The organism is Exiguobacterium sp. AT1b (assembly GCF_000023045.1).
In the GTDB taxonomy this organism is placed as follows: Bacteria; Bacillota; Bacilli; order Exiguobacteriales; family Exiguobacteriaceae; genus Exiguobacterium.
Map to the genome: position 1 here is coordinate 2035001 of NC_012673.1, position 19957 is coordinate 2054957.

Sequence of the window (19957 nt, forward strand, 5' to 3'; positions counted from 1 at the left end):
ACCGAAGCCCCAGTAAACGGCGGCCGTAACTATAACGGTCCTAAGGTAGCGAAATTCCTTGTCGGGTAAGTTCCGACCCGCACGAAAGGCGTAACGATTTGGGCACTGTCTCAACGAGAGACCCGGTGAAATCATAGTACCTGTGAAGATGCAGGTTACCCGCGACAGGACGGAAAGACCCCATGGAGCTTTACTACAGCCTGATATTGAGGCTTTGTACGCGATGTACAGGATAGGTGGGAGTTTGTGAAGCCGGAGCGCCAGCTTCGGTGGAGACACCCTTGGGATACCACCCTTTGCGTATAGAGTCTCTAACTCGCAGCCGTGATCCGGCTGGAGGACCGTGTCAGGCGGGTAGTTTGACTGGGGCGGTCGCCTCCTAAACAGTAACGGAGGCGCCCAAAGGTTCCCTCAGAATGGTTGGAAATCATTCGAAGAGTGCAAAGGCAGAAGGGAGCTTGACTGCGAGACCTACAAGTCGAGCAGGGACGAAAGTCGGGCTTAGTGATCCGGTGGTTCCGCATGGAAGGGCCATCGCTCAACGGATAAAAGCTACCCTGGGGATAACAGGCTGATCTCCCCCAAGAGTCCACATCGACGGGGAGGTTTGGCACCTCGATGTCGGCTCATCGCATCCTGGGGCTGGAGTAGGTCCCAAGGGTTGGGCTGTTCGCCCATTAAAGCGGTACGCGAGCTGGGTTCAGAACGTCGTGAGACAGTTCGGTCCCTATCCGTCGTGGGCGCAGGAAATTTGAGGAGAGCTGTCCTTAGTACGAGAGGACCGGGATGGACGCACCGCTGGTGTACCAGTTGTTCCGCCAGGAGCACCGCTGGGTAGCTACGTGCGGACGGGATAAGTGCTGAAAGCATCTAAGCATGAAGCCCCCTCCGAGATGAGATTTCCCTTTGAGCAATCAAGAAAGACCCCTCAGAGACGATGAGGTAGATAGGTCATGGGTGGAAGCGTGGCGACACGTGGAGCTGAATGATACTAATCGGTCGAGGCTTTGATCTAGTCTAATGGTTTGTGTTGATGAATCCTCAGTTTTCAGGGAACAAGCCCTGTAGAGTCTGGTGGCGATAGCGAGACGGCCACACCCGTTCCCATGCCGAACACGGAAGTTAAGCGTCTCAGCGCCGAAAGTAGTTGGGGGATCTCCCCCTGTGAGGATAGGACGTTGCCAGGCAACAACGCAGAGGACGACCGAGCATACGCTCGGTCGTTTTTTGTTTCTTTGAAACTTTATCCCTTCTTTTTCGTACTAAGTATGAGAAAGAGGGGATTGTTTTGTATATTCGATTAGCCACTTTAAAAGATGTTTCAGGGATTACGAAAGTTTCAACTGCAAGTTTTCAACAAGAAGCACTTTCTTTACAATTGTCTGAGAGAGATTTGAATGTTGAACCGCCGGGATACGATCTCGAGGCGATGACACAATATATGATTGAAGAGTTAACATGCTATGTCATTGAGCAGGACAAACACATCGTTGGTGCAATCGTCTTAACCCTCACAGGTGATGACTATGCACGAATCGATCGTGTTTTTGTACATCCTGATAGGCAAGGGCAAGGAATCGGTAAAGCGTTGATTCAATACGTAGAAGCTCAATCTCCTCATGTACGGATTTGGGAATTGGAAACATCGACACATCAAACAAGAAATATTCGTTTTTATAAACAATTAGGATTTCAAGTCGTATATGAGTCAGAAGATGAGGTATGTTTCGTCAAACGAACAAAAGCAAAACCGAGTACGCATTGCTTTGAAGAACAGTCATGTGAAGGTTGGCAAGCGTATGGGGTAAACGCGAGCTTTTTGGCGGTCACAAATAGTAATGTCTCGTCACTTGCTGCGAGCAACTGTAATTTCAGTCAAAGCCTTTTTCGGAACATCAATTTCCGGAATAGTACGTTCAGTGATTTAAATTTGACAGGCTCGCGATTCAATTTTGTGACGATGCAAGAGAATGGACGTACTGTTCAAATGCATCATTCGAATTTGAGAGGTGCTACATTTAATCAGTGTGACCTGACGAATGTCACGTTGACAGGATGTGATGTCGAAGGCATGACGATAAATGGCGTTCCAATCGACACTTTAATCAGTACAAAGAGAGGGGAAATATAATGGAAAATCTTCAGCAGACCCAATTAGACTTACAACAGCGTATCGCAGAGCGTGATCGACTTGTTCGTAAGCAAGAGATACTAAACAAACAGTTGAACGAGCATGAGGCGGTGCGGAAGGCACTACTCAACACATTCACGAAAGAACAACGTGATGTGTATGACCTTGAAGACTTCTCACTCGTCAACACATGGCGGAAGTTACGAGGCACGTTCGATGAACAACGAACGATCGAAATGGAAGAGGCTGCTCGCGCGGAACTGAAATTACGAGAACACGAGGCGATGATTGACGAATTGACGCTCGAACATCGAGATTTGCAAGAACAGCTCGAGGGATATGAAGGAATCGACGCTGAGTGGAAGACCTTCTTAGAAACAAAAGAATCCCATCTGGCGAAAGATCCAGCTGTTCGCCGAGATTTACATCATCTCACGAATCAACAAGCCGAAACGAATGAACTTCTCATCGAGTATCGGGAAGCCATCGTTGCCGGTAAGGCGGCGCGGTCAACGATTGCAAAAACACTCAAACATCTAGATAGTGCGAAGGGGTGGTCGACGTATGACACGTTCTTCGGGGGTGGCTTGATTGCCACAGCAATGAAACATGAGGCGCTAGATGCTTCCGAACAGACGATGCATGAATTACAATCTGCGTTAGAGCGTTTCTCCCGTGAATTAGCGGACGTACAAGGGATTGTTCAGGAGTTGCATGTCGATCGAGGTTCACTCATTCAGTTCGCAGATTACTTTTTGGATGATATTTTTTCGGAATGGACGATGCATGGACGAATCAATGATTCCTTAGATCAAGTGAACGGACTGGATCAGGAAATCAGTCAGCTGATTGCTCGTATGACGAGACAAGTGGAACGGTTAGAACAGAAGCTTGACGAGACTGAAGAAAAAAGAAGACAGCTCATCCTGACGCGATGAGCTGTCTGTCATTATATTTTTAGTAAGGGTTCTTTTGCTTAGTTCAAGGAGAGTGAAGAGAAAATGAGTAAAACGATGGTATTTCTTATTAGGGGGATGGCAGTCACGGGGGCGCTATTGACTTTATCGATTCCATTTTTCTTTAGTTCTCCCATATCGACCACTCTGATCATTGTCAGTTCGATTTCGTTGATTGCCTTTGTGATGTTTACTGTTTCAGCAATCAGGCTTCGAAAGCGGATAGAGGATGAATGATGCGTATTTTTTTGAGACAACAAAAGGTCCAAGGGGGGAGAATCATGGAACAACTGATTGAGGATATCGTACAAAGCGTGAGACCGGATCAACGAACGCTGATTGCCATCTCCGGACACGGGGCAGCCGGAAAATCGACGTTGGCAGAAAAATTACGGGAACGACTCGGAGATATAAACCTGCTTCACACAGACCCGTATATCACAGATTCACAGTTGCGGAAACAAACGATTCTCACGTATCAACACGATGGAACGACCCATCAGTATAAGATGACGGCGTGTCATCCGGCCGCACATCATCTGCTCTCACTCGAGCGTGACGTTCGTATGATTCGAGAGGGAATCGGCTTTTACACGATTGATGTCCCCTATTTAGAGCGGACATGGATTGATCCGGAGAAACCGATCACGATTATTGAAGGGATGAGTGTCGCATTCCTGGATCTTTCATCTTTTGATCAATCGATTTATCTCTACACAGACGGGGAGACGGAGTTCAAGCGACGTTCGCATCGTGATATTCAGGAACGGGGTATGGAGCTGGACTACTTACACGCTTCACATGTAGAGCGACGTCTGCAATATGAATTGTTCATGCATCCGTATCGCCACTATTTTCAAACCATTGTCAATACGAGTAAGGATGAAATTCAAATTGAAAAAACCGCTCACGAGGAGCGGTGACTGCGTAGCGTATCTTGAATGCCGAGACCGAGCTGTTCCTGTTCGCGCTCGAGCTGCCCCCAGGTGAGGGAACGATGACGCAATTCGACGTCGGTCGCCATCGATTCGAGCGTTCGCTGGGTCTCGATGTTGTCGAGCCAGTAGTAGAGGTCGATCCCGTCTTCATGTAAGCGCCAAAACGATTTGACGACCTCGAACTCATCGGCCCATTCTCCGACCGGCTTGAATCCATACTTTTCAACGAATGGATACGGACGTTCTTCCCCGAGCGGGTCGATTACGTTTCGGACGAACATCGGCTCAAGTCCAGCGTGAGCGGTCGCATCGAGTAATCGTTTCAGTTCAGGCATCGGTTCGATTTCGATGTGTTCGATTACATCAAACCAAACTCGTTTGATGTCCTTGTCCCACAATGTAGCCTCTATACTATACGGGGCGCCGGCAGAAGAGGGTGCGTACATCGTCAACTCGAATGAAAACGGAACGTCCTCTTTCGCTCCAGGCTCTAATACAAGCGATAGTGGAATCGGGACTTCTTGAATATCAGCTTCTCGATTGAACTCGTTTCCTTCCATGGTGATGTCTTTGAACGTCGTCAAGAAGGTCAGGGTGAGTTCCTGTAATCGAACGACATTCGTTGTCGGGTTGGAGACGTGCAACGTACCCGTCACGGTCTGCTTCGGAATGAGTGCTGCCGGGTCAAACGTGATCTCGGCTTCGATCTCCGAAAAGAACCATTTCTTGAATCGATTTCCCCATTTGGACATGGCGGTCGCGCCCCTTTTCTCTGATAGTTTATGCTGTTATATCTGTTCCCGATTCCATTTTTGAAAAAACATTAAGAAAATGGTTGCTTTTTATAACTGTCTCGCTTATTATAGAGGATGTCGAAACAATTCAAACCATCGCGGGGTGGAGCAGTCTGGTAGCTCGTCGGGCTCATAACCCGAAGGTCGTCGGTTCAAATCCGGCCCCCGCAACCAATTTTTATTTAATTTCATATGTCGTCGCGGGGTGGAGCAGTCTGGTAGCTCGTCGGGCTCATAACCCGAAGGTCGTTGGTTCAAATCCAGCCCCCGCAACCAATTTTTAAATGAGATAGCGAAACGATAGCGTTTCGTGTTTTTTTTTGCTTAAAATGAAGTGTACAATGAGTACGTATGAGAAGTGAAAAAGGAGAACCATTCATGTATACATTGATTACGCATTCTGCAGCGGAGACGCAGGCGGTGGCAGAACGTTTGGCCACACTCGTCGAAGCAGGGACGGTCATCACGTTAAACGGTGACCTCGGTGCCGGCAAAACGACGTTCACACAAGGGTTCGCAAAAGGACTCGGTGTCACGCGGAACGTCAACAGTCCGACCTTCACCATTATGAAACAATATAAAGGGCGATTGCCGCTCTATCATATGGATGTCTATCGTCTCGAAGATACGGGGGATGACATCGGTCTTGAGGAATATATCAACGGTGATGGTGTCGCCATCGTCGAGTGGTCGAACTTGATCGAGTCCTCCCTCCCGGAAGAACGCTTGGCCATCACGATTGAACGGGTCGGCGACGAAGAACGTAAACTGACACTTGCTCCGACGGGTGAGCGTTACGTTCAAATCGCCAAGGAGGTGCTCGCATGAAGCAATTGATGATTGATACGGCGACGACACGTTTGTCAGTCGCGTTAAGTGAGGCTGGAGAGATTCAAGCCGAAGCGACGGTCATGGTCTCAAAAAACCATGCGGTCACACTCATGCCGATGATTGAACAGCTCATGGCAGCGGTCAAGTGGACACCGAACATGCTCGAACGCATCATAGTCACGACCGGACCTGGGTCGTACACGGGAATTCGGATTGGAGTGACGACAGCGAAGACACTCGCTTATACGCTCAATCTTCCACTCATCGGTGTATCTGCCCTTCAGATCATGGCAGCGGCCCCGAATACCGATTTGCCGGTCGTTTCATTGATTGACGCGCGCCGTGGCAACGCGTATATCGGATATTATCAACACAACAAAGCACTAACACATGATCAGCACGCCTCCGTCTCAGATTGGTTGCGACTGAATAGTCAAGGGCGCTTCCTTGTCGTCGGAGACGTGGAACCGTTCCGTGACGTGTTAAGTGAATATGACTATATCGAAGCACCGGCTGCCCATCGATATGGGCGTGCGAGTGATTTGGTCGTCTTCAGCGATGAGACGAGCGATGTTCACTCGTTTGAACCGGAGTATTTGCGACTCGCCGAGGCGGAAGCGAAATGGTTAGAGGGACAAAACAATGGCTGACGTGAAAATTCGTCGGATGACGTGGCTTGATGTCGAGGAAGTGACGAAAGTCGAAGAAGCGTCGTTCGCCATCCCGTGGACAAAAGAGGCGTTCATGAATGAGATGCTTCGAAATGAACAGGCCGTTTATTTTGTCGCGGTCCATGACAAACGGGTCGTCGGGTTTGTCGGTGTTTGGACGATTGTCGATGAAGGACATATCACAAACATTGCCGTCTTACCTGAGCTTCGTGGACAGGGCATCGGTAATCAATTGTTAGCGGAACTTGTCGCGTTCGCCAAGTCAAAAGGACTCGTCGGATTGACGTTAGAAGTCCGCGTGTCGAACGTCGGCGCGCAAAAACTGTATGAACAGTTCGGTTTTATGCAAGCCGGTCGGAGAAGACGCTACTATCAGGATAATAATGAAGACGCCTATATTTATTGGGCGAAGTTAGGAAGTGAGTCAGAATGAACACATCACTGATTCTCTCGATTGAGTCGAGCTGTGACGAGACGTCTGTTGCGCTCGTCAAAGACGGAAAGACGTTATTGTCGAACGTCGTCTCTTCTCAAATCGAGAGTCATAAACGATTTGGTGGCGTCGTCCCTGAAGTGGCGTCTCGTCATCATGTGGAGCGCATCACGTACGTGATTGACGATGCATTGAGTGAGGCCGGCGTGACGATGGAAGACGTCGATGCGGTCGCGGTCACACAAGGACCGGGTCTTGTCGGTGCTCTTCTCGTCGGGATCAGTGCGGCCAAGGCGTTGGCATTCGCCCATCAAAAACCGCTCATCGGTGTCCACCATATCGCCGGACATATTTACGCGAACGAACTCGTTGAAGAGATGCAGTTCCCGCTCGTCTGTCTCGTCGTTTCAGGGGGACATACAGAACTCGTCTATATGCCAGAACACGGTGTCTTCGAAGTCATCGGAGAGACACGTGACGACGCGGCAGGTGAGGCATACGATAAGGTCGCGCGCACGCTCAGTCTCCCATATCCAGGAGGACCTGCAATTGATCGTTTGGCAGCAGTCGGGGAAGACACGTACAACTTCCCACGCGTTCGTCTCGAACCGGGTAGTTTCGACTTCAGTTTCAGTGGCTTGAAGTCATCGGTCATCAACGCCGTACACAATGCGGAGCAACGGGGAGAGACGGTCATCCCTGAAAACTTGGCGGCGAGCTTCCAGGCGAGTGTCGTCGAAGTGCTCGTCGAGAAAGCGATTCGTGCCGTGAAGGAAAAAGGGGCGAAGCAATTGCTTGTCGCGGGTGGTGTCGCGGCGAACCGTGGCCTCCGCGCAGCGCTTCAAGAAGCGGCTACAGCTGAAGGGATTCAACTCGTCATTCCACCGCTTGACCTCTGTGGGGACAACGCGGGCATGATCGGGGTGGCGGCACATCACGCGTATGTGCGCGGTAAGCGCGATACACTAGCGATGAACGCGGTTCCTGGGTTATCCTTAGAAGAGAGCATGACAGTCTAGGGGGAAATAGAGACATGACGAAACGCATCATCATCGGAGGACTCATCGTACTACTCGTCGTTGCGACGTTCTTACAAGTACGTGAGATCATCCGCGCTTACAATATCGCTTATCAAGAGGAGATTGTTCCAGAAGAGACACGAGTGAAGTCACTCACTGGAGAAGAGTCATTAGAAGGCATCGGTCGCGTGACCGGAGAGAATACGCTCATCGAGTCACTATATGGCTACACAAGTGTCGTCGACCAAGAGCCGGAGCGTGTGATCGTCGTCGATCGCAATCTCGGGGTACAGCCAAAAGCGAGCGATGCTTATTATGAAATCGAACGGGGTCGCGAGGCAACGGAAGAAGAGGCGGCGAAGTTTGAGGATTTGATCGAGGAACTCGACGAACAGCAACTGTTCGCGCAAGTCATCTCGACGCATGAAGCACGTTATGTGACGAATGGCGAAAAACCGATGACGTTCTATAAAGTGTTCACACGTGACGTCGACACGAACGAGGCTGTCTTCTTTATCGCTGAAGACGGGACGAAGCTCGACTTCCATACAATCGGATTCCAACCACTACGTTACTTCTAACAAAAAGGTTCAGCCACGAGGCTGAACCTTTTTGAGTGCTTCAAGTTGTTGAAGGAATGTATGGGCGAACGCGAGACATGCTTCCTTTTTTTCGTCCGTATCCGGGTCGAATTCAATCTTGAGTGCAGGAACAAGAACGTTCCCACCAGCAGTTTGAAAGGCGTGCTCAACGGTATCGACGGCTGCACAATATTTGGGATAATCCGTGTCCCCTGAACCGAAGGCGGCACACGGCAAACCGTTTAACGACGATTCTTCCAAATCATCTACGAAATCCTCGGCCTCATACGGAACATCTCCGTCTCCCCACGTATACGTACCGAGTATGACTCCATCATATTCGGCGAATTGCTCGATGCGTAAGGATTCCAAATCGTCAGATATCGATACATCGTGTCCTGCGTCCTGCCATGTATGTCGAATCAGATTCGCGATGTCTTCCGTATTGCCAGACATGCTCACGTACCCAATCAATAGTTTCATTGTCATCACCTCAACAACAGACTAATTGAAAATGATTATCAATGTCAATTTATAATTGGCATGACTTTTGTGATTATGCTTTTAGGTTGGCAACAATCTTCCCGACGACGTGTCGGTCTGAGAGTTCGACCAACTTCTTCGGGATGTCCGCGAACGGAATCGTCTCTTGAATCATCGGTTGAATCTCGCCCGCTGCAAGCAGTTCGAGCATGTGCGTGCCGATGCGGACGATGTTCGCCTCGCTCACGCGGTCCTGTTGATGATGAATCGCATTGAGGGCGACCTCATGGTAGGAGATGACACGTGTGAACGGTTTGATGACACTCATGTCAGGGGCTCCGGCGATATGGGCGATATGTCCGTTATAGGCGATGACTTCGAGGGAAGCGGTCGCCGTCTCACGACCGACGGGATCGATGACGGCATTGACACCGTGACCACTCGTCAGTTCCATCACTCGTTGTTGCCAGTCTTCCGTATTGTAATCGATGGCCTCGTCAGCTCCGAGCTGTTTGACCCAGTCATGGTTGCGCGCTGAAGCGGTCGTGATGACACGCTTTCCGAGATACTTCGCCAGCTGAATGGCAAAGCCACCGACACCACCGGCACCCGCGTGAATGAGGATCGTGTCGATCGCATTCATCGGAAGTTTTTCAAAGATGGCTTGGTACGCTGTGAATCCAGCTGTCGGTAAAGCGACCGCATCAGCGAACGAGATGGATTCTGGAATCGGGACGACCATGTGCGCCTTGGCACGAGTGAACTCGGCGAAACCACCCCATTCATTCCAGTTGCTGTGGTAGAGGACACGGTCACCGACTTGTACATTCGTCACGTCATCCGCGACAGCGGAAATCGTACCCGCGACATCAAGCCCGAGGACGTGAGGGTATGACCATTCGGGTTTGCCGTTGGTCGCCGTTTTATAGTCGACGGGGTTGAGCCCTGCATATTCTCCTTCAATCAATACCTCACCGGAACGAAGCGTCGGTGTATCAACTTCTTCGATTCGCATCGTTTGCCATGTGTTCGGTTCGTGTAGTAATAAAGCTTTCATCAACTATCCACTCCTTATAAATTTATTTATCGATATATCCTTTAAACGTTATTTGTCTTATGATTTACTGCCTTTTATACTGAAGATAACGAATACAAAAGGAGTTTACACAGATGATTGATTTTGAATGGTATCGCAGTTTTATCCACGTGTACCAGCAACGTTCCGTGTCGGCAGCAGCGCGTGTCCGTTTTTTGACCCAACCGGCTGTCAGCCAGCATATCGCCGCACTCGAAGCGGAACTCGAGACGTCCCTCTTCACACGAGCGCCACGTCAGATGATTCCGACGGATGCGGGGAAGGAACTATACACGCAAGTGGTCGGCTTGATCGACCGTCTCGAGGAATTATCGCTTGAGATGAAATACGTCTCAGGGGAGCAACCGCGTCCTGTCCTCAAGTTCGGTGGACCGACCGAGTTCGTCACACATGAGATTATACCCGCTTTGCCGCTTGATGCTGCACAGTACATCGCAGATTTCGGGATGACAGCAGATTTGATCAAACGCTTGGCGGACGGGGAGCTCGACTTTGTCATTGCGACGAAGCGGATGGAGGAGCCGGGGATTCAATACGTCCCCATTGCCGACGAATCGTTTTTGTTAGTGGCACCGAACGATTGGGAAGTTCCAACCGACGAGTTAAAAGACTGGATGGACCGTCAGCCGTGGATCAGTTACGGATTGGAGCTTCCCATCATCCGTCGTTACTACCAAACGCAGTTCGGGGAACGCCCAGACATTCGTCCAGAGATGATCCTACCGAACGTCGACGCCATCCTTGCGGCAATCGAATCGAAGTGTGGCATTAGCATCTTACCGAACTATTTAATTCGGCATGCACTCGAGCGAGGAACGGTTCAAGTCGTGGCGCCGGAGCGTTTTGCGACGAACGTCATTTACCTCGCGCACCGGACTGAGTCGAAGCATGACCCCGTCATCAATCAAGTCATCCAAGCGCTGCAGGATGCAAAATGAAGTAGGACCCACGTGGGCCCTACTTTTTATAATGCGTTTTTTAAGATTGCTGATACGTCTTGTTGACGGAGTGGGACGTACTGGCCAATCTGTTCAGCGACCATCGCCCGTTCTGCCATCAATTCGAGGTGTGTGGCGTCAATCTCATAATCGCTTAGACGTGAGGGTGCGCCGATCGATGTCCAGAATTCTTGTAACGCCTGAACGGTCTCCTCGACGAGCACCTCGTCCGATTTGCCGTTCACGTCAATGCCAAAGACGCGTTCACCGAGTTGAATGATGCGCTCGGGACGTGTCTTCCCGACATAGCGGAGCCATTCCGGGAAGAGAATCGCAAGTCCGCCACCGTGCGGGATATCGTAGACGGCAGAGACCGCGTGTTCGATCATATGAGTCGCCCAGTCCGTCTTCACGCCCATCGATAATGTCCCGTTTAAGGCAAACGTTCCGTTCAAGAGCATCGTTTCCCGTGCGTCAAAATCATTCAAGTTTTGAACGAGACGTGGTGCCGTCTCCATCATGGTGCGTAAAATCGATTCACCGAACCGCTCTTGGAGCAGGGCGTTCTCTGAAGCGTGGAAGTATTGTTCGAAGACGTGCGACATGATATCGACGATTCCGTAGACGGTCTGGTTCGCCGGTACACTTAACGTATACGTCGGGTCGAGTACGCTGAATTTCGGGTAAGTGAGGGGCGAGCCGAACGAGCGCTTATCTTGCGCCTCCCAGTTCGTGATGACGGCCCCACCGTTCATTTCCGATCCCGTTGCCGCCAATGTCAAAACGGTCCCGATCGGTAACGCATCTGTGACGGGGACTTGTCGCGTCACGATGTCCCATGGATTCCCGTCATATTTGGCACCGGCTGCGATTCCTTTCGCACAGTCGATGACGCTCCCTCCTCCGACAGCTAGGATGAGATCGATTTGGTGTTCATGCACTAAATCGATTCCTGTTTGAACTGTCGTCAGACGCGGGTTAGGTTCGACGCCAGAAAGTTCGACGACGGTTACTTGCATATCGGCTAACAGAGCGGTTACTTCTTCATAAAGACCGTTCGCTTTGATGCTCCCTCCACCGTATAAGAGAAGGACGCGGTCCCCGTATCGTGGAATTTCGGTACGGAGTGATTCTAGTTGTCCTTTTCCGAATAAGAGTTTGGTCGGGTTATGATATTGAAAACGTTCCATAGGTTAGTCAACCTCCTTGATTTCTTCTAAAAATTGAACGTCGCGACTAGCGAGAAGCGGCTCTGCTTCTTGGCGATACGTTTGATAGTGGGGTGAGGCGATATGCGTATCGAGTGCCGCCTTGTCGGCCCACTGTTCATAAAAGACGAACGCGTCCGGGTTGCCTTCAACACGATGTAACGTATAGAAGACGCAACCTGACTCGGCGCGTGATGGGGTGACGACTTGACGTAAATGTGTCTCAAGCGCGGACCCGAGACCGGGCTTCGCTTGAATCTGAGCTAAGATGTTCATCATCTTCATTCCTCCTCATCTATAAAACCCGCCTGTTCGAGAACAGGCGGGTCTTTCTCTTTCATCGATTGGCAACGAGAAAGAATCGATTAGTTTAATGTGTTGATGACGGCTTTTGCGACAGCAACGGTCGATTGTGGATTTTGGCCTGTTACCAAGTTCCCATCGACTTGAACGTTTTCTGTGAAGTTGTCTGCGAGCACGATGTTCGCACCGAGTTCACGAAGACGCGTTTCAAGCATGAACGGCATGTAGATATCAAGACCTGTCGCACGTTCTTCTTCGTCCGTGAACGTCGCAATCGTTTTACCGTTTACGAGTGGTGTACCGTCAGACAATGTCGCGCCGACTAGACCAGCTGGACCGTGGCAGACGGCAGCAACCGTTTTACCTGCTTCAAATAGTGAACGGATCGCAACATTCAACGCTTCGCTTTGTGGAAGGTCGAACATCGTTCCGTGACCACCTGGCATGAAGATGGCATCAAACTGATCGAAGTTTGTGATCGTCTTCAAATCGATTGTGTCTTCGAGAAGGGGAGCCGTCGCTTGAATGTCAGCCGGTACTTCTCCTTCTAAACTGCGTGCGTCGATTGGAGATTGACCACCGTTCGGGCTAGCGACCGTGATGTCATATCCTTGTTGTTTGAACTCGACGTATGCCTCACCGAACTCGGACAACCAAAGTCCAGTCGTGTGACCGTCCTTCATTTCTTTTGCGTTCGTCACGACCATTAATACATGTTTACTCATCTGTCATTCCTCCTAAGAAATCATCCGTTGTTTCGGTACGTGACTAGAATAACGCGCACTTTAACGAAAAACAAATTAAGAAAAAACACCTTATCTATAAATAAATTTATACATAAACGAAAAAGCCGTCCCCTTCAAAAAAGAGGACGGACTGTTCACGCTTTTGGTTGTCGATAATTCTCCCGATGCCACGTATTGACGCGGCTCACGATGAACACGAGAAGGGCGAGGATCCACATGAAGAGCGTCTCTTCATAGAAGTGGGCCCACACCGATCCAGGCGCATAGAACGTGTGAACGGTCACATCGACCGGCCAGACGACGACACGGATGAAGAGCGTGCTCATGAGCAGGCCACTGAAGAGACTGAGTAGTATCCCTGGCCACGTCTGAATGATGAAGCCGATGACGACCGGCAGGAAGAAAAAGAGAATAGACGGGACAATCGTCGGCTCCCCACGGATGAGTTCAGACACGAACTCGGTCCCGGCCGGCACGATGTAGGCGAGTCCCGTGAGGAACGCTTGAATGAACTCGATTCGCATGGCACGGGTACGCATCATGTATGGAGTTCCTCCCATTCCGCATAGAGCGCGGTAATCGATTCTTTCGCTGCGTCCGATTCGGTCGACAACTCCTGGGCACGGGCGAAGTCGTTGAAGACGTCCGGCTCACAAAGCAACTGTTCGATCTCATCAAGACGATTCTCATGTTGCTCAATCGCTTGCTCAATCTCTTCGATGCGCTGTTTGATGCGGCGCTCTTCTCGCTGTTGTTCCTTATCGGCGCGTTGTTTTTTCACGACGACCTGCTTCGTCTCTTCACGGGCGAGTCGCGCCAGTTCCTCGAGCTCTTCTTTCTTCTCGACGTAGTACGAATAGTCCCCGAGATACTCGTCGATGCCGTTCGGTGTGATCTCTAGCACACGCGTCGCGAGTCGATCGATGAAGTAGCGGTCATGCGAGACGAAGAGAATCGTGCCCGGATAGTCGAGGAGGGCATTCTCCAAAATCATCTTCGAGTCGAGGTCCAAGTGGTTCGTCGGCTCGTCCAGGATGAGGAGGTTCGGTTGCTCGAGCTTCAGCTTGGCCAAGGTGAGTCGTGCCCGTTCGCCACCGGATAGTTCATGGACACGCTTCATGACGTCATCGCCACTGAAGAGGAACTGTCCGAGAAGACTCCGTACTTCTTGCTCGCGCATGAGCGGCCAGTCGTTCCAAATCTCGTCGATGACACGGTTCGCGTCAGACAAGTTTTGTTGCTCCTGGTCGTAGTAGCCGATTTCGACCCCCGTCCCGTAACGGATGTCACCGGTGAGGGCAGCTTGTTGTTTCGTCAACACTTTGAGGAGGGTCGACTTCCCGACCCCGTTCGGACCGACGAGAGCGACGGATTCCCCGCGCTGAAGCTGGAAGCGGAGGTTTTGAGCAATCGCTTCCTCGTACCCGATGGCGAGGTCACTCGCGCTCAACACATCGTTCCCGCTCTGGCGTTTGATGGAGAAGGAGAGGACGGCGCTGCGCTCGTCGCCATCTGGAGCATCGAGTCGGTCGACTTTCTCCAGACGTTTCCGCACGCTTTGTGCCCGTTTCGTCGTCGTCGCCCGGGCGATGTTTCGCTGAATGAAGTCCTGCATCTTAGCGATCTCTTCTTGCTGTGACTCGAACTGCTTCTTCTCTTGTTCGTAGAGGGCCGCCTTCTGCTCGAGATACTTCGTATAGTTCCCGACGAAGCGGCGGCTCCGATGACGTGACAACTCATAGACGACCGAAACGACGCGGTCGAGGAAGTAGCGGTCGTGGGAGACGATGAGGACGGCACCTTTATAGCCGCTCAAGTACTTCTCTAGCCAGGCGAGCGTCTCGATGTCCAAATGGTTCGTCGGCTCGTCCAAGATGAGCAGGTCGGGACTTTGAAGGAGCATCTTCGCCAAGGCGAGACGTGTCCGTTGTCCCCCGGAGAGTGTGTCGATTCGACGCTCGAAGTCGTCCGGATAGAAGCGCATCCCGTGAAGGACTGAGCGGATCGTCGCTTCATATTGGTAACCGCCACGCTCTTTGAACGTATGTTGCTCTTCATCATAAGAGGAGAGGAGGCGTTCGTATGCAGCGGCGTCATTTAGGATTCGTTCGGAGCCCATGTCAGCCTCCATGCGACGGAGCGTCTTCTCTTGCTCGATCAAGTCCGTGAAGACGGTGAGCATCTCATTCCAGATCGTCTCGTCGGATTCTAACCCTGAGTCTTGGGCGAGATAGCCGATCGTGACGTCTTTTGGCTTCATGATGTCCCCGGAGTCATAGTTGTATTCACCAGCGATGACTTTCAAAAGCGTCGACTTCCCGGCCCCGTTACGACCGACAAGGGCGACGCGTTCGCCTTCCTGGATTTCGAGTTTGACGTTTTCTAAAATCGGCTCGACGCCGAAGGATTTGGATAAGTTATTGACTTGCAGTAGGATCAAGTGAAAAAACCCCTTTCTCTCTATTTAGTATACTGTATTTTTCAGCGATTTTAGGTATATTCGTTGAGTGGTCATGTGAATTCGTTTACAATCAAGGTGTATGAAATTCAGATTCGTTTGTAACGTGTCGTAAAAAGGAGGCTCTTTCCGTTGAGTCAAAACGAACCAAAGATTCCACAAGCGACAGCCAAACGGTTGCCACTATACTATCGATTTATTCAAAGCCTGCACGCGTCAGGGAAACAACGTGTCTCTTCAGCAGAACTGAGTGAGGCGGTCAAGGTCGATTCGGCTACGATTCGCCGTGATTTCTCGTACTTCGGTGCGCTCGGTAAAAAGGGATATGGCTATAACGTGCAGTATCTGTTAGACTTTTTCCGAAAGACACTGAATCAAGACGAGATTACGAATGTCGCCTTGGTCGGAGTCGGTCACCTTGGGACGGCATTCGTCAACTATAACTTCCTTAAAAACAATAACACACATATCGTCGTCGGGTTCGACGCAGACGAGACAAAAGTCGGCACGACGATGTCAGGCGTCCCAATTCATCACGTCGATGAGATGGAACAAATCATGAAGCAAAACAAGATCGACGTCGCCATTTTGACGGTACCTTCTGCTTATGCGCAGTCCGTCGCAGACGACTTGGTGCGTTTCGGCATCAAGGGCATCTTGAACTTCACACCGGCACGACTCACTGTACCGGATACGGTTCGCGTCCATCATATCGATTTGTCGATTGAGCTGCAGTCACTCATTTACTTTATGCAACACTATCCAACCGCTGAGGGGGTCCATCAATAATGGAATTACTAGCATCATCACTCGTCGTCGGGATTCCGGGTGGGGCGAGTCTATTCATCATCGCCATCATCGCGCTCATCATCTTCGGACCGAAGAAATTGCCGGAGTTTGGTCGCGCGGCCGGACAAACGCTTCGTGAGTTCAAAAATGCAACGAACGGCATGATGAACGAGCACGAAGAGAACGACAAGAAAGCTATCGAAAAGAAAGAGCAGTAAGCCATGAATCATCAACCTGATCAAGAGCGGGAACTCACCGATCACTTGACAGAGCTGCGGAGACGACTGATGCTATCTGCATTTGTCGTCTTTGCCTTCTTTTTGATGGCTTTGCCGAGTGTCAAATATGTACTCGCGTATTTGCAAAAAGACCTCGTCGAACGCGGGCTCGAACTGAACGCCTTTGGGGTCGCGGACCCGCTCATGATTTACTTGAACTTGGCGCTCATCATCGGCCTGATTGCGGCGAGCCCATTTCTACTGTATCAAGTGTGGGCGTTTGTCGCACCCGGTCTGCATCCGAATGAGCGGAAAGGCACGCTTGCCTATATCCCGATCATCTTCGGACTGTTCTTGATTGGCCTTGCGTTCGCCTACTACTGGTTGTTCCCGCTTGTCCTCGACATCTCGACGGACCTCGGGCAAGACCTCGGACTCGAACAAATCATCGGGGCCAACAATTACTTCACGTTCTTGTTGCAGCTGACAATTCCGTTCGGTCTATTATTCCAATTGCCGGTCGTCATGATGTTCTTGACCCGAATCGGTGTCGTGACCCCGTACTTCTTATCCAAGATTCGAAAGTACGCGTACTTCGCCCTATTCGTGATCGCGGCATTCATCACACCGCCGGATTTGACGTCGCACCTCATGGTGTCGCTGCCACTCTTCTTCCTATATGAAATCAGTTTATCGATTTCACGTATCACCTACAAAGGGGTGCTGCATCGGGAAAAAGAGGCGATGGTGCAAGAACAGATGGATTTAATGAAACAGATGAATGAAAAATAAAACAGGCACTTAGTTCCCGTTGTCACATGGGGGAGCTAGGTGCCTGTTTTGCTTGTGTACTTAAAACGGATTATAGAAACGACTCCCATCATAGAAGGTCACGATAAACGAGAATACTGTCAACGAGAGGGCGATGCCGATGGCGATATAGTCGATGCGGGTCATCGCGCGTTGATTGTACCACGTCCGTTTTTTGTCGGCGCCGAACCCGCGTAAATCCATGGCGTTACTGACCGTCTCAATCCGTTCAAGACTCGTGAAGAGAAGCGGAATCAAGATTTGCAGACTGTGTCGGGCCCGTTTCCAGAGTGGTCCTTGTGTTACAGCGACACCACGGGCTGCTTGTGCGTCCGCGATAGTACGGAAATCTTGCTGAACATCAGGGATGTAACGTAGCGCAAGCGAGACGGCGAATGCGACTTTATATGGCACACCGATTCGATTCAAGGAAGACGCAAATTCGGTCGGATGCGTTGTGACGAGAAACAACACGGCGATCGGGACAATCACACTATATTTTAAAATGAGATTGAACATATAGAACGCTTGCTCTGCTGTGAGGGTGAAGCGCCCAATCCCCTCGAACAATAGATGGCGCGTCCCGTAGATGACGACACCTTGTTCCGGTTCAAACAAATAGACGGCAAGTGCATTCAGTAAGACAAAGATGGCGGTGAAGACAAGAACGAACCGAACTTCTTTGAATCGGATTTGTGATATCGAGAAGAGTCCGATACTGAAAAGACCTAAGACGAGTAGGACGCGCGTGTCATACGTGAACATTGTGGCGGTCGTGAACAAGATGAAGCCAATTAATTTAGTCGTCCCCGTCAAGCGGTGGACGGGAGACGGTTTATCGATATAGCCGAGCATTTCTACTGCCATTGTTTCCGATCCTTTCGTTCTGCTCTGATCACGGCCGACAAGAGCGGTTTGACATCCATATCGAGATGTCGCGCGACTGTGAACAGAGACGTTTGTTTTAAATGGGCATGGTGCAACAAGTTTTCTTGAAGCAAGAGCGACAGCGGGTCACCCGCATAACGAATGCGCCCTCCATGGAGCAGACAGACTTGATCACTGTATTCAAGAACAAGATGCATGTCATGCGTGATGATGAGAAGTGTCATCCCGTCCTGTTTCAAGGCCTCTAAGAAGTCCATGATTTCCGAGTAATGACGATAATCTTGTCCGGCTGTCGGTTCATCCAGAATCAAGACATCAGGTTGGCGAACGAGGATGGAGGCAATCGTCACCCGTTTCTTTTGTCCAAAGCTAAGTGCTTGGATTGGCCAATTACGAAACGGATAGAGACCACAACGACGAAGTGTCTGCTCAAGACGCTCAGACTCCTCTTCATCACTCAATCCGAGCGCCTGCATTCCGTAACGAACTTCTTCATGGACCGTTTGTTTTGAAATCATATGGTTTGGATTTTGGAGGACAAAGCCGACCTTCTTTGCGCGATCGGCAATCGATTGATTTGTGATTTCTTCACCATTCAACCGGATGGTGCCGGAACTGACACGCTTATAACCGCTCAACAATTTGGCGAGCGTCGACTTTCCTGCTCCGTTTTGACCGACGAGTGTCGTCAGTGTCCCTTTTTCGAAAGTGGCATCAATGCGCTCGAGGACAGGTTGATCTTGACGATAGTGGAACTGTACGTGTTCTAATTCGAGCAGTGGTGACGTTGGTTGATGAATGGTCACCGTTTCTTCTTCAAGTTTTGACAAAATCGGTTCGCGTTCGAAACGTGTGACAAACGTTTCGAGATCACTTGGACGATCCTTTGGTTGAACGGCGATGTCAGCCCAGCGCGCAGCACTTACATACAAGGGTTCGCGTAAAAAGGCGTTCATCAAACTATCGTTACTCAAGATGGCATCCGGATGGTCGTCCGCGATGATGGCACCATCGACCATCACGATGATGCGGTCGAAAGGAATAGAGAGCACGTCTTCGATGCGATGTTCGACGACAATCAGTGTACGTCCCGTCTCTCGTTGCAAACGATCTAGCAAGGCCATCGCCTCACTGCCGGCGACCGGGTCAAGATTGGCGAGCGGTTCATCGAATAATAGGACATCTGCTTCTTCAACGAGGACACCTGCCAAGGCGACCCGTTGTCGTTGACCACCTGACAATTCGTTCAAACGGGAATCGATGAGATGATCGACATCGGTCAACTTTGCCACGCGCTCGACGATGTGTGACATTTTCGGTCGTGCGACCCGTTTATTTTCCAGTGCGAACGCAATATCTTCCCCGACTGACAATCCGACAAACTGTGCGTCCGGGTCTTGAAGTACCGTTCCGATATGCTTGGAACGATCGAAGAGTGACAACTCACGTGCATCGGTGCCGTTGACCCGAACGTTGCCTTCCCACGTCCCGGGGTACGAAAATGGGATCAGCCCATTGATACATTGGGCCAGCGTACTTTTTCCAGACCCAGAAGGTCCGACGATGAGAACACGTTCGCCTTCTTGAATCGATAAGTCGATTTGCCGTAGCGTTGGTTCGGATTGGCTACGGTAGGTGAATGAGAAATGAGTGAATTCAATCATGG

22 protein-coding genes, 2 tRNA genes and 2 rRNA genes (1 of these 26 only partly in view) are annotated in these 19957 nt (G+C 50.5%); 16 read left to right on the forward strand and 10 right to left on the reverse strand.

Features of this window, described 5'->3' with window-relative positions; translation table 11 throughout:
• From EAT1B_RS10585 to EAT1B_RS10610, 5 genes are all read left to right on the forward strand, one after another.
• Nucleotides 1-1015 (forward strand): 23S ribosomal RNA (locus EAT1B_RS10585) (it extends 1897 nt beyond the left edge of the window).
• Nucleotides 1016-1070: 55 nt separating this feature from the next.
• Nucleotides 1071-1187: ribosomal RNA gene (gene rrf / locus EAT1B_RS10590) — 5S ribosomal RNA — on the forward strand.
• A 101-nt stretch (nucleotides 1188-1288) separates the two neighbouring features.
• The gene (locus EAT1B_RS10595; protein WP_015880562.1) at nucleotides 1289-2131 is read left to right on the forward strand and encodes a GNAT family N-acetyltransferase; all 843 of its coding nucleotides are present in this window, start codon (nucleotides 1289-1291) and stop codon (nucleotides 2129-2131) included.
• A complete protein-coding gene (locus tag EAT1B_RS10600) occupies nucleotides 2131-3069 on the forward strand; it encodes a hypothetical protein (RefSeq protein WP_015880563.1) in 939 nt (312 codons plus the stop codon). Before EAT1B_RS10595 ends, EAT1B_RS10600 begins: the two co-directional genes overlap by 1 nt.
• Nucleotides 3070-3368: 299 nt before the next feature.
• Nucleotides 3369-4010, forward strand: a complete 642-nt coding sequence (locus EAT1B_RS10610) for a uridine kinase (protein ID WP_015880564.1) — start codon at nucleotides 3369-3371, stop codon at nucleotides 4008-4010.
• Here the strand turns inward: EAT1B_RS10610 and EAT1B_RS10615 are convergent.
• Complete coding sequence (locus EAT1B_RS10615; RefSeq protein WP_015880565.1) at nucleotides 3995-4777, reverse strand: sporulation protein; 783 nt, start codon at nucleotides 4775-4777, stop codon at nucleotides 3995-3997. The two genes, EAT1B_RS10610 and EAT1B_RS10615, sit on opposite strands and share 16 nt — an antisense overlap.
• Before the next feature lie 139 nt (nucleotides 4778-4916).
• Between EAT1B_RS10615 and EAT1B_RS10620 the strand changes: the two genes are divergently transcribed.
• The 7 genes from EAT1B_RS10620 (at nucleotide 4917) to EAT1B_RS10650 (ending at nucleotide 8354) form a co-directional block, all read left to right on the forward strand.
• Nucleotides 4917-4993, forward strand: a tRNA-Met gene (locus EAT1B_RS10620).
• A gap of 25 nt (nucleotides 4994-5018) precedes the next feature.
• A tRNA-Met gene (locus EAT1B_RS10625) sits at nucleotides 5019-5095 on the forward strand.
• A 102-nt stretch (nucleotides 5096-5197) separates the two neighbouring features.
• Nucleotides 5198-5647 carry a tRNA (adenosine(37)-N6)-threonylcarbamoyltransferase complex ATPase subunit type 1 TsaE gene (gene tsaE / locus EAT1B_RS10630; RefSeq protein WP_015880566.1) on the forward strand — a complete coding sequence of 150 codons (450 nt, stop codon included), beginning with the start codon at nucleotides 5198-5200 and terminating at the stop codon, nucleotides 5645-5647.
• Nucleotides 5644-6300 carry a tRNA (adenosine(37)-N6)-threonylcarbamoyltransferase complex dimerization subunit type 1 TsaB gene (tsaB, locus tag EAT1B_RS10635; RefSeq protein ID WP_015880567.1) on the forward strand — a complete coding sequence of 219 codons (657 nt, stop codon included), beginning with the start codon at nucleotides 5644-5646 and terminating at the stop codon, nucleotides 6298-6300. Before tsaE ends, tsaB begins: the two co-directional genes overlap by 4 nt.
• Entirely contained in the window at nucleotides 6293-6754 is a 462-nt protein-coding gene (gene rimI, locus EAT1B_RS10640; protein WP_015880568.1) for a ribosomal protein S18-alanine N-acetyltransferase, read from the forward strand. Before tsaB ends, rimI begins: the two co-directional genes overlap by 8 nt.
• Entirely contained in the window at nucleotides 6751-7773 is a 1023-nt protein-coding gene (gene tsaD / locus EAT1B_RS10645) for a tRNA (adenosine(37)-N6)-threonylcarbamoyltransferase complex transferase subunit TsaD (RefSeq protein WP_015880569.1), read from the forward strand. The genes rimI and tsaD overlap by 4 nt, the downstream gene beginning before the upstream one ends.
• Before the next feature lie 14 nt (nucleotides 7774-7787).
• Nucleotides 7788-8354: a hypothetical protein gene (locus EAT1B_RS10650; protein ID WP_015880570.1), complete on the forward strand. Its 567-nt coding sequence runs from the start codon at nucleotides 7788-7790 to the stop codon at nucleotides 8352-8354.
• 9 nt (nucleotides 8355-8363) lie between these two features.
• On the opposite strand, the gene EAT1B_RS10655 is transcribed toward EAT1B_RS10650, so the two are convergent.
• The gene (locus tag EAT1B_RS10655) at nucleotides 8364-8837 is read right to left on the reverse strand and encodes a flavodoxin (RefSeq protein ID WP_015880571.1); all 474 of its coding nucleotides are present in this window, start codon (nucleotides 8835-8837) and stop codon (nucleotides 8364-8366) included.
• A gap of 73 nt (nucleotides 8838-8910) precedes the next feature.
• Nucleotides 8911-9894 (reverse strand): zinc-binding dehydrogenase, encoded by a 984-nt coding sequence (locus tag EAT1B_RS10660; protein ID WP_015880572.1) that lies wholly within the window; start codon nucleotides 9892-9894, stop codon nucleotides 8911-8913.
• A 113-nt stretch (nucleotides 9895-10007) separates the two neighbouring features.
• Between EAT1B_RS10660 and EAT1B_RS10665 the strand changes: the two genes are divergently transcribed.
• A complete protein-coding gene (locus EAT1B_RS10665) occupies nucleotides 10008-10871 on the forward strand; it encodes a LysR family transcriptional regulator (protein WP_015880573.1) in 864 nt (287 codons plus the stop codon).
• A 26-nt stretch (nucleotides 10872-10897) separates the two neighbouring features.
• On the opposite strand, the gene EAT1B_RS10670 is transcribed toward EAT1B_RS10665, so the two are convergent.
• The 5 genes from EAT1B_RS10670 to EAT1B_RS10690 all read right to left on the reverse strand — a co-directional run bounded on the left by EAT1B_RS10670 (nucleotide 10898) and on the right by EAT1B_RS10690 (nucleotide 15568).
• Nucleotides 10898-12061, reverse strand: a complete 1164-nt coding sequence (locus EAT1B_RS10670; RefSeq protein ID WP_015880574.1) for an iron-containing alcohol dehydrogenase — start codon at nucleotides 12059-12061, stop codon at nucleotides 10898-10900.
• A gap of 3 nt (nucleotides 12062-12064) precedes the next feature.
• Entirely contained in the window at nucleotides 12065-12358 is a 294-nt protein-coding gene (locus EAT1B_RS10675; protein WP_015880575.1) for a putative quinol monooxygenase, read from the reverse strand.
• An 86-nt stretch (nucleotides 12359-12444) separates the two neighbouring features.
• On the reverse strand, nucleotides 12445-13107 hold the full coding sequence (locus EAT1B_RS10680; RefSeq protein WP_015880576.1) for a type 1 glutamine amidotransferase domain-containing protein: 663 nt from the start codon (nucleotides 13105-13107) through the stop codon (nucleotides 12445-12447).
• Nucleotides 13108-13262: 155 nt separating this feature from the next.
• A complete protein-coding gene (locus tag EAT1B_RS10685; protein ID WP_015880577.1) occupies nucleotides 13263-13670 on the reverse strand; it encodes a hypothetical protein in 408 nt (135 codons plus the stop codon).
• Entirely contained in the window at nucleotides 13667-15568 is a 1902-nt protein-coding gene (locus EAT1B_RS10690; protein WP_015880578.1) for an ABC-F family ATP-binding cassette domain-containing protein, read from the reverse strand. Before EAT1B_RS10690 ends, EAT1B_RS10685 begins: the two co-directional genes overlap by 4 nt.
• Before the next feature lie 150 nt (nucleotides 15569-15718).
• Between EAT1B_RS10690 and EAT1B_RS10695 the strand changes: the two genes are divergently transcribed.
• Genes EAT1B_RS10695 through tatC form a run of 3 tightly spaced genes read left to right on the forward strand, consistent with a single transcriptional unit; the run spans nucleotide 15719 to nucleotide 17385 of the window.
• On the forward strand, nucleotides 15719-16375 hold the full coding sequence (locus EAT1B_RS10695) for a redox-sensing transcriptional repressor Rex (protein WP_015880579.1): 657 nt from the start codon (nucleotides 15719-15721) through the stop codon (nucleotides 16373-16375).
• Nucleotides 16375-16593: a twin-arginine translocase TatA/TatE family subunit gene (gene tatA / locus EAT1B_RS10700; RefSeq protein ID WP_015880580.1), complete on the forward strand. Its 219-nt coding sequence runs from the start codon at nucleotides 16375-16377 to the stop codon at nucleotides 16591-16593. The genes EAT1B_RS10695 and tatA overlap by 1 nt, the downstream gene beginning before the upstream one ends.
• Nucleotides 16594-16596: 3 nt before the next feature.
• Nucleotides 16597-17385 (forward strand): twin-arginine translocase subunit TatC, encoded by a 789-nt coding sequence (tatC, locus tag EAT1B_RS10705; protein WP_041917975.1) that lies wholly within the window; start codon nucleotides 16597-16599, stop codon nucleotides 17383-17385.
• 60 nt (nucleotides 17386-17445) lie between these two features.
• On the opposite strand, the gene EAT1B_RS10710 is transcribed toward tatC, so the two are convergent.
• Nucleotides 17446-18270, reverse strand: a complete 825-nt coding sequence (locus tag EAT1B_RS10710) for an energy-coupling factor transporter transmembrane protein EcfT (RefSeq protein ID WP_015880582.1) — start codon at nucleotides 18268-18270, stop codon at nucleotides 17446-17448.
• Entirely contained in the window at nucleotides 18261-19955 is a 1695-nt protein-coding gene (locus tag EAT1B_RS10715) for an ABC transporter ATP-binding protein (RefSeq protein ID WP_235439582.1), read from the reverse strand. Before EAT1B_RS10715 ends, EAT1B_RS10710 begins: the two co-directional genes overlap by 10 nt.
• Between the last annotated feature and the right edge of the window lie 2 nt (nucleotides 19956-19957).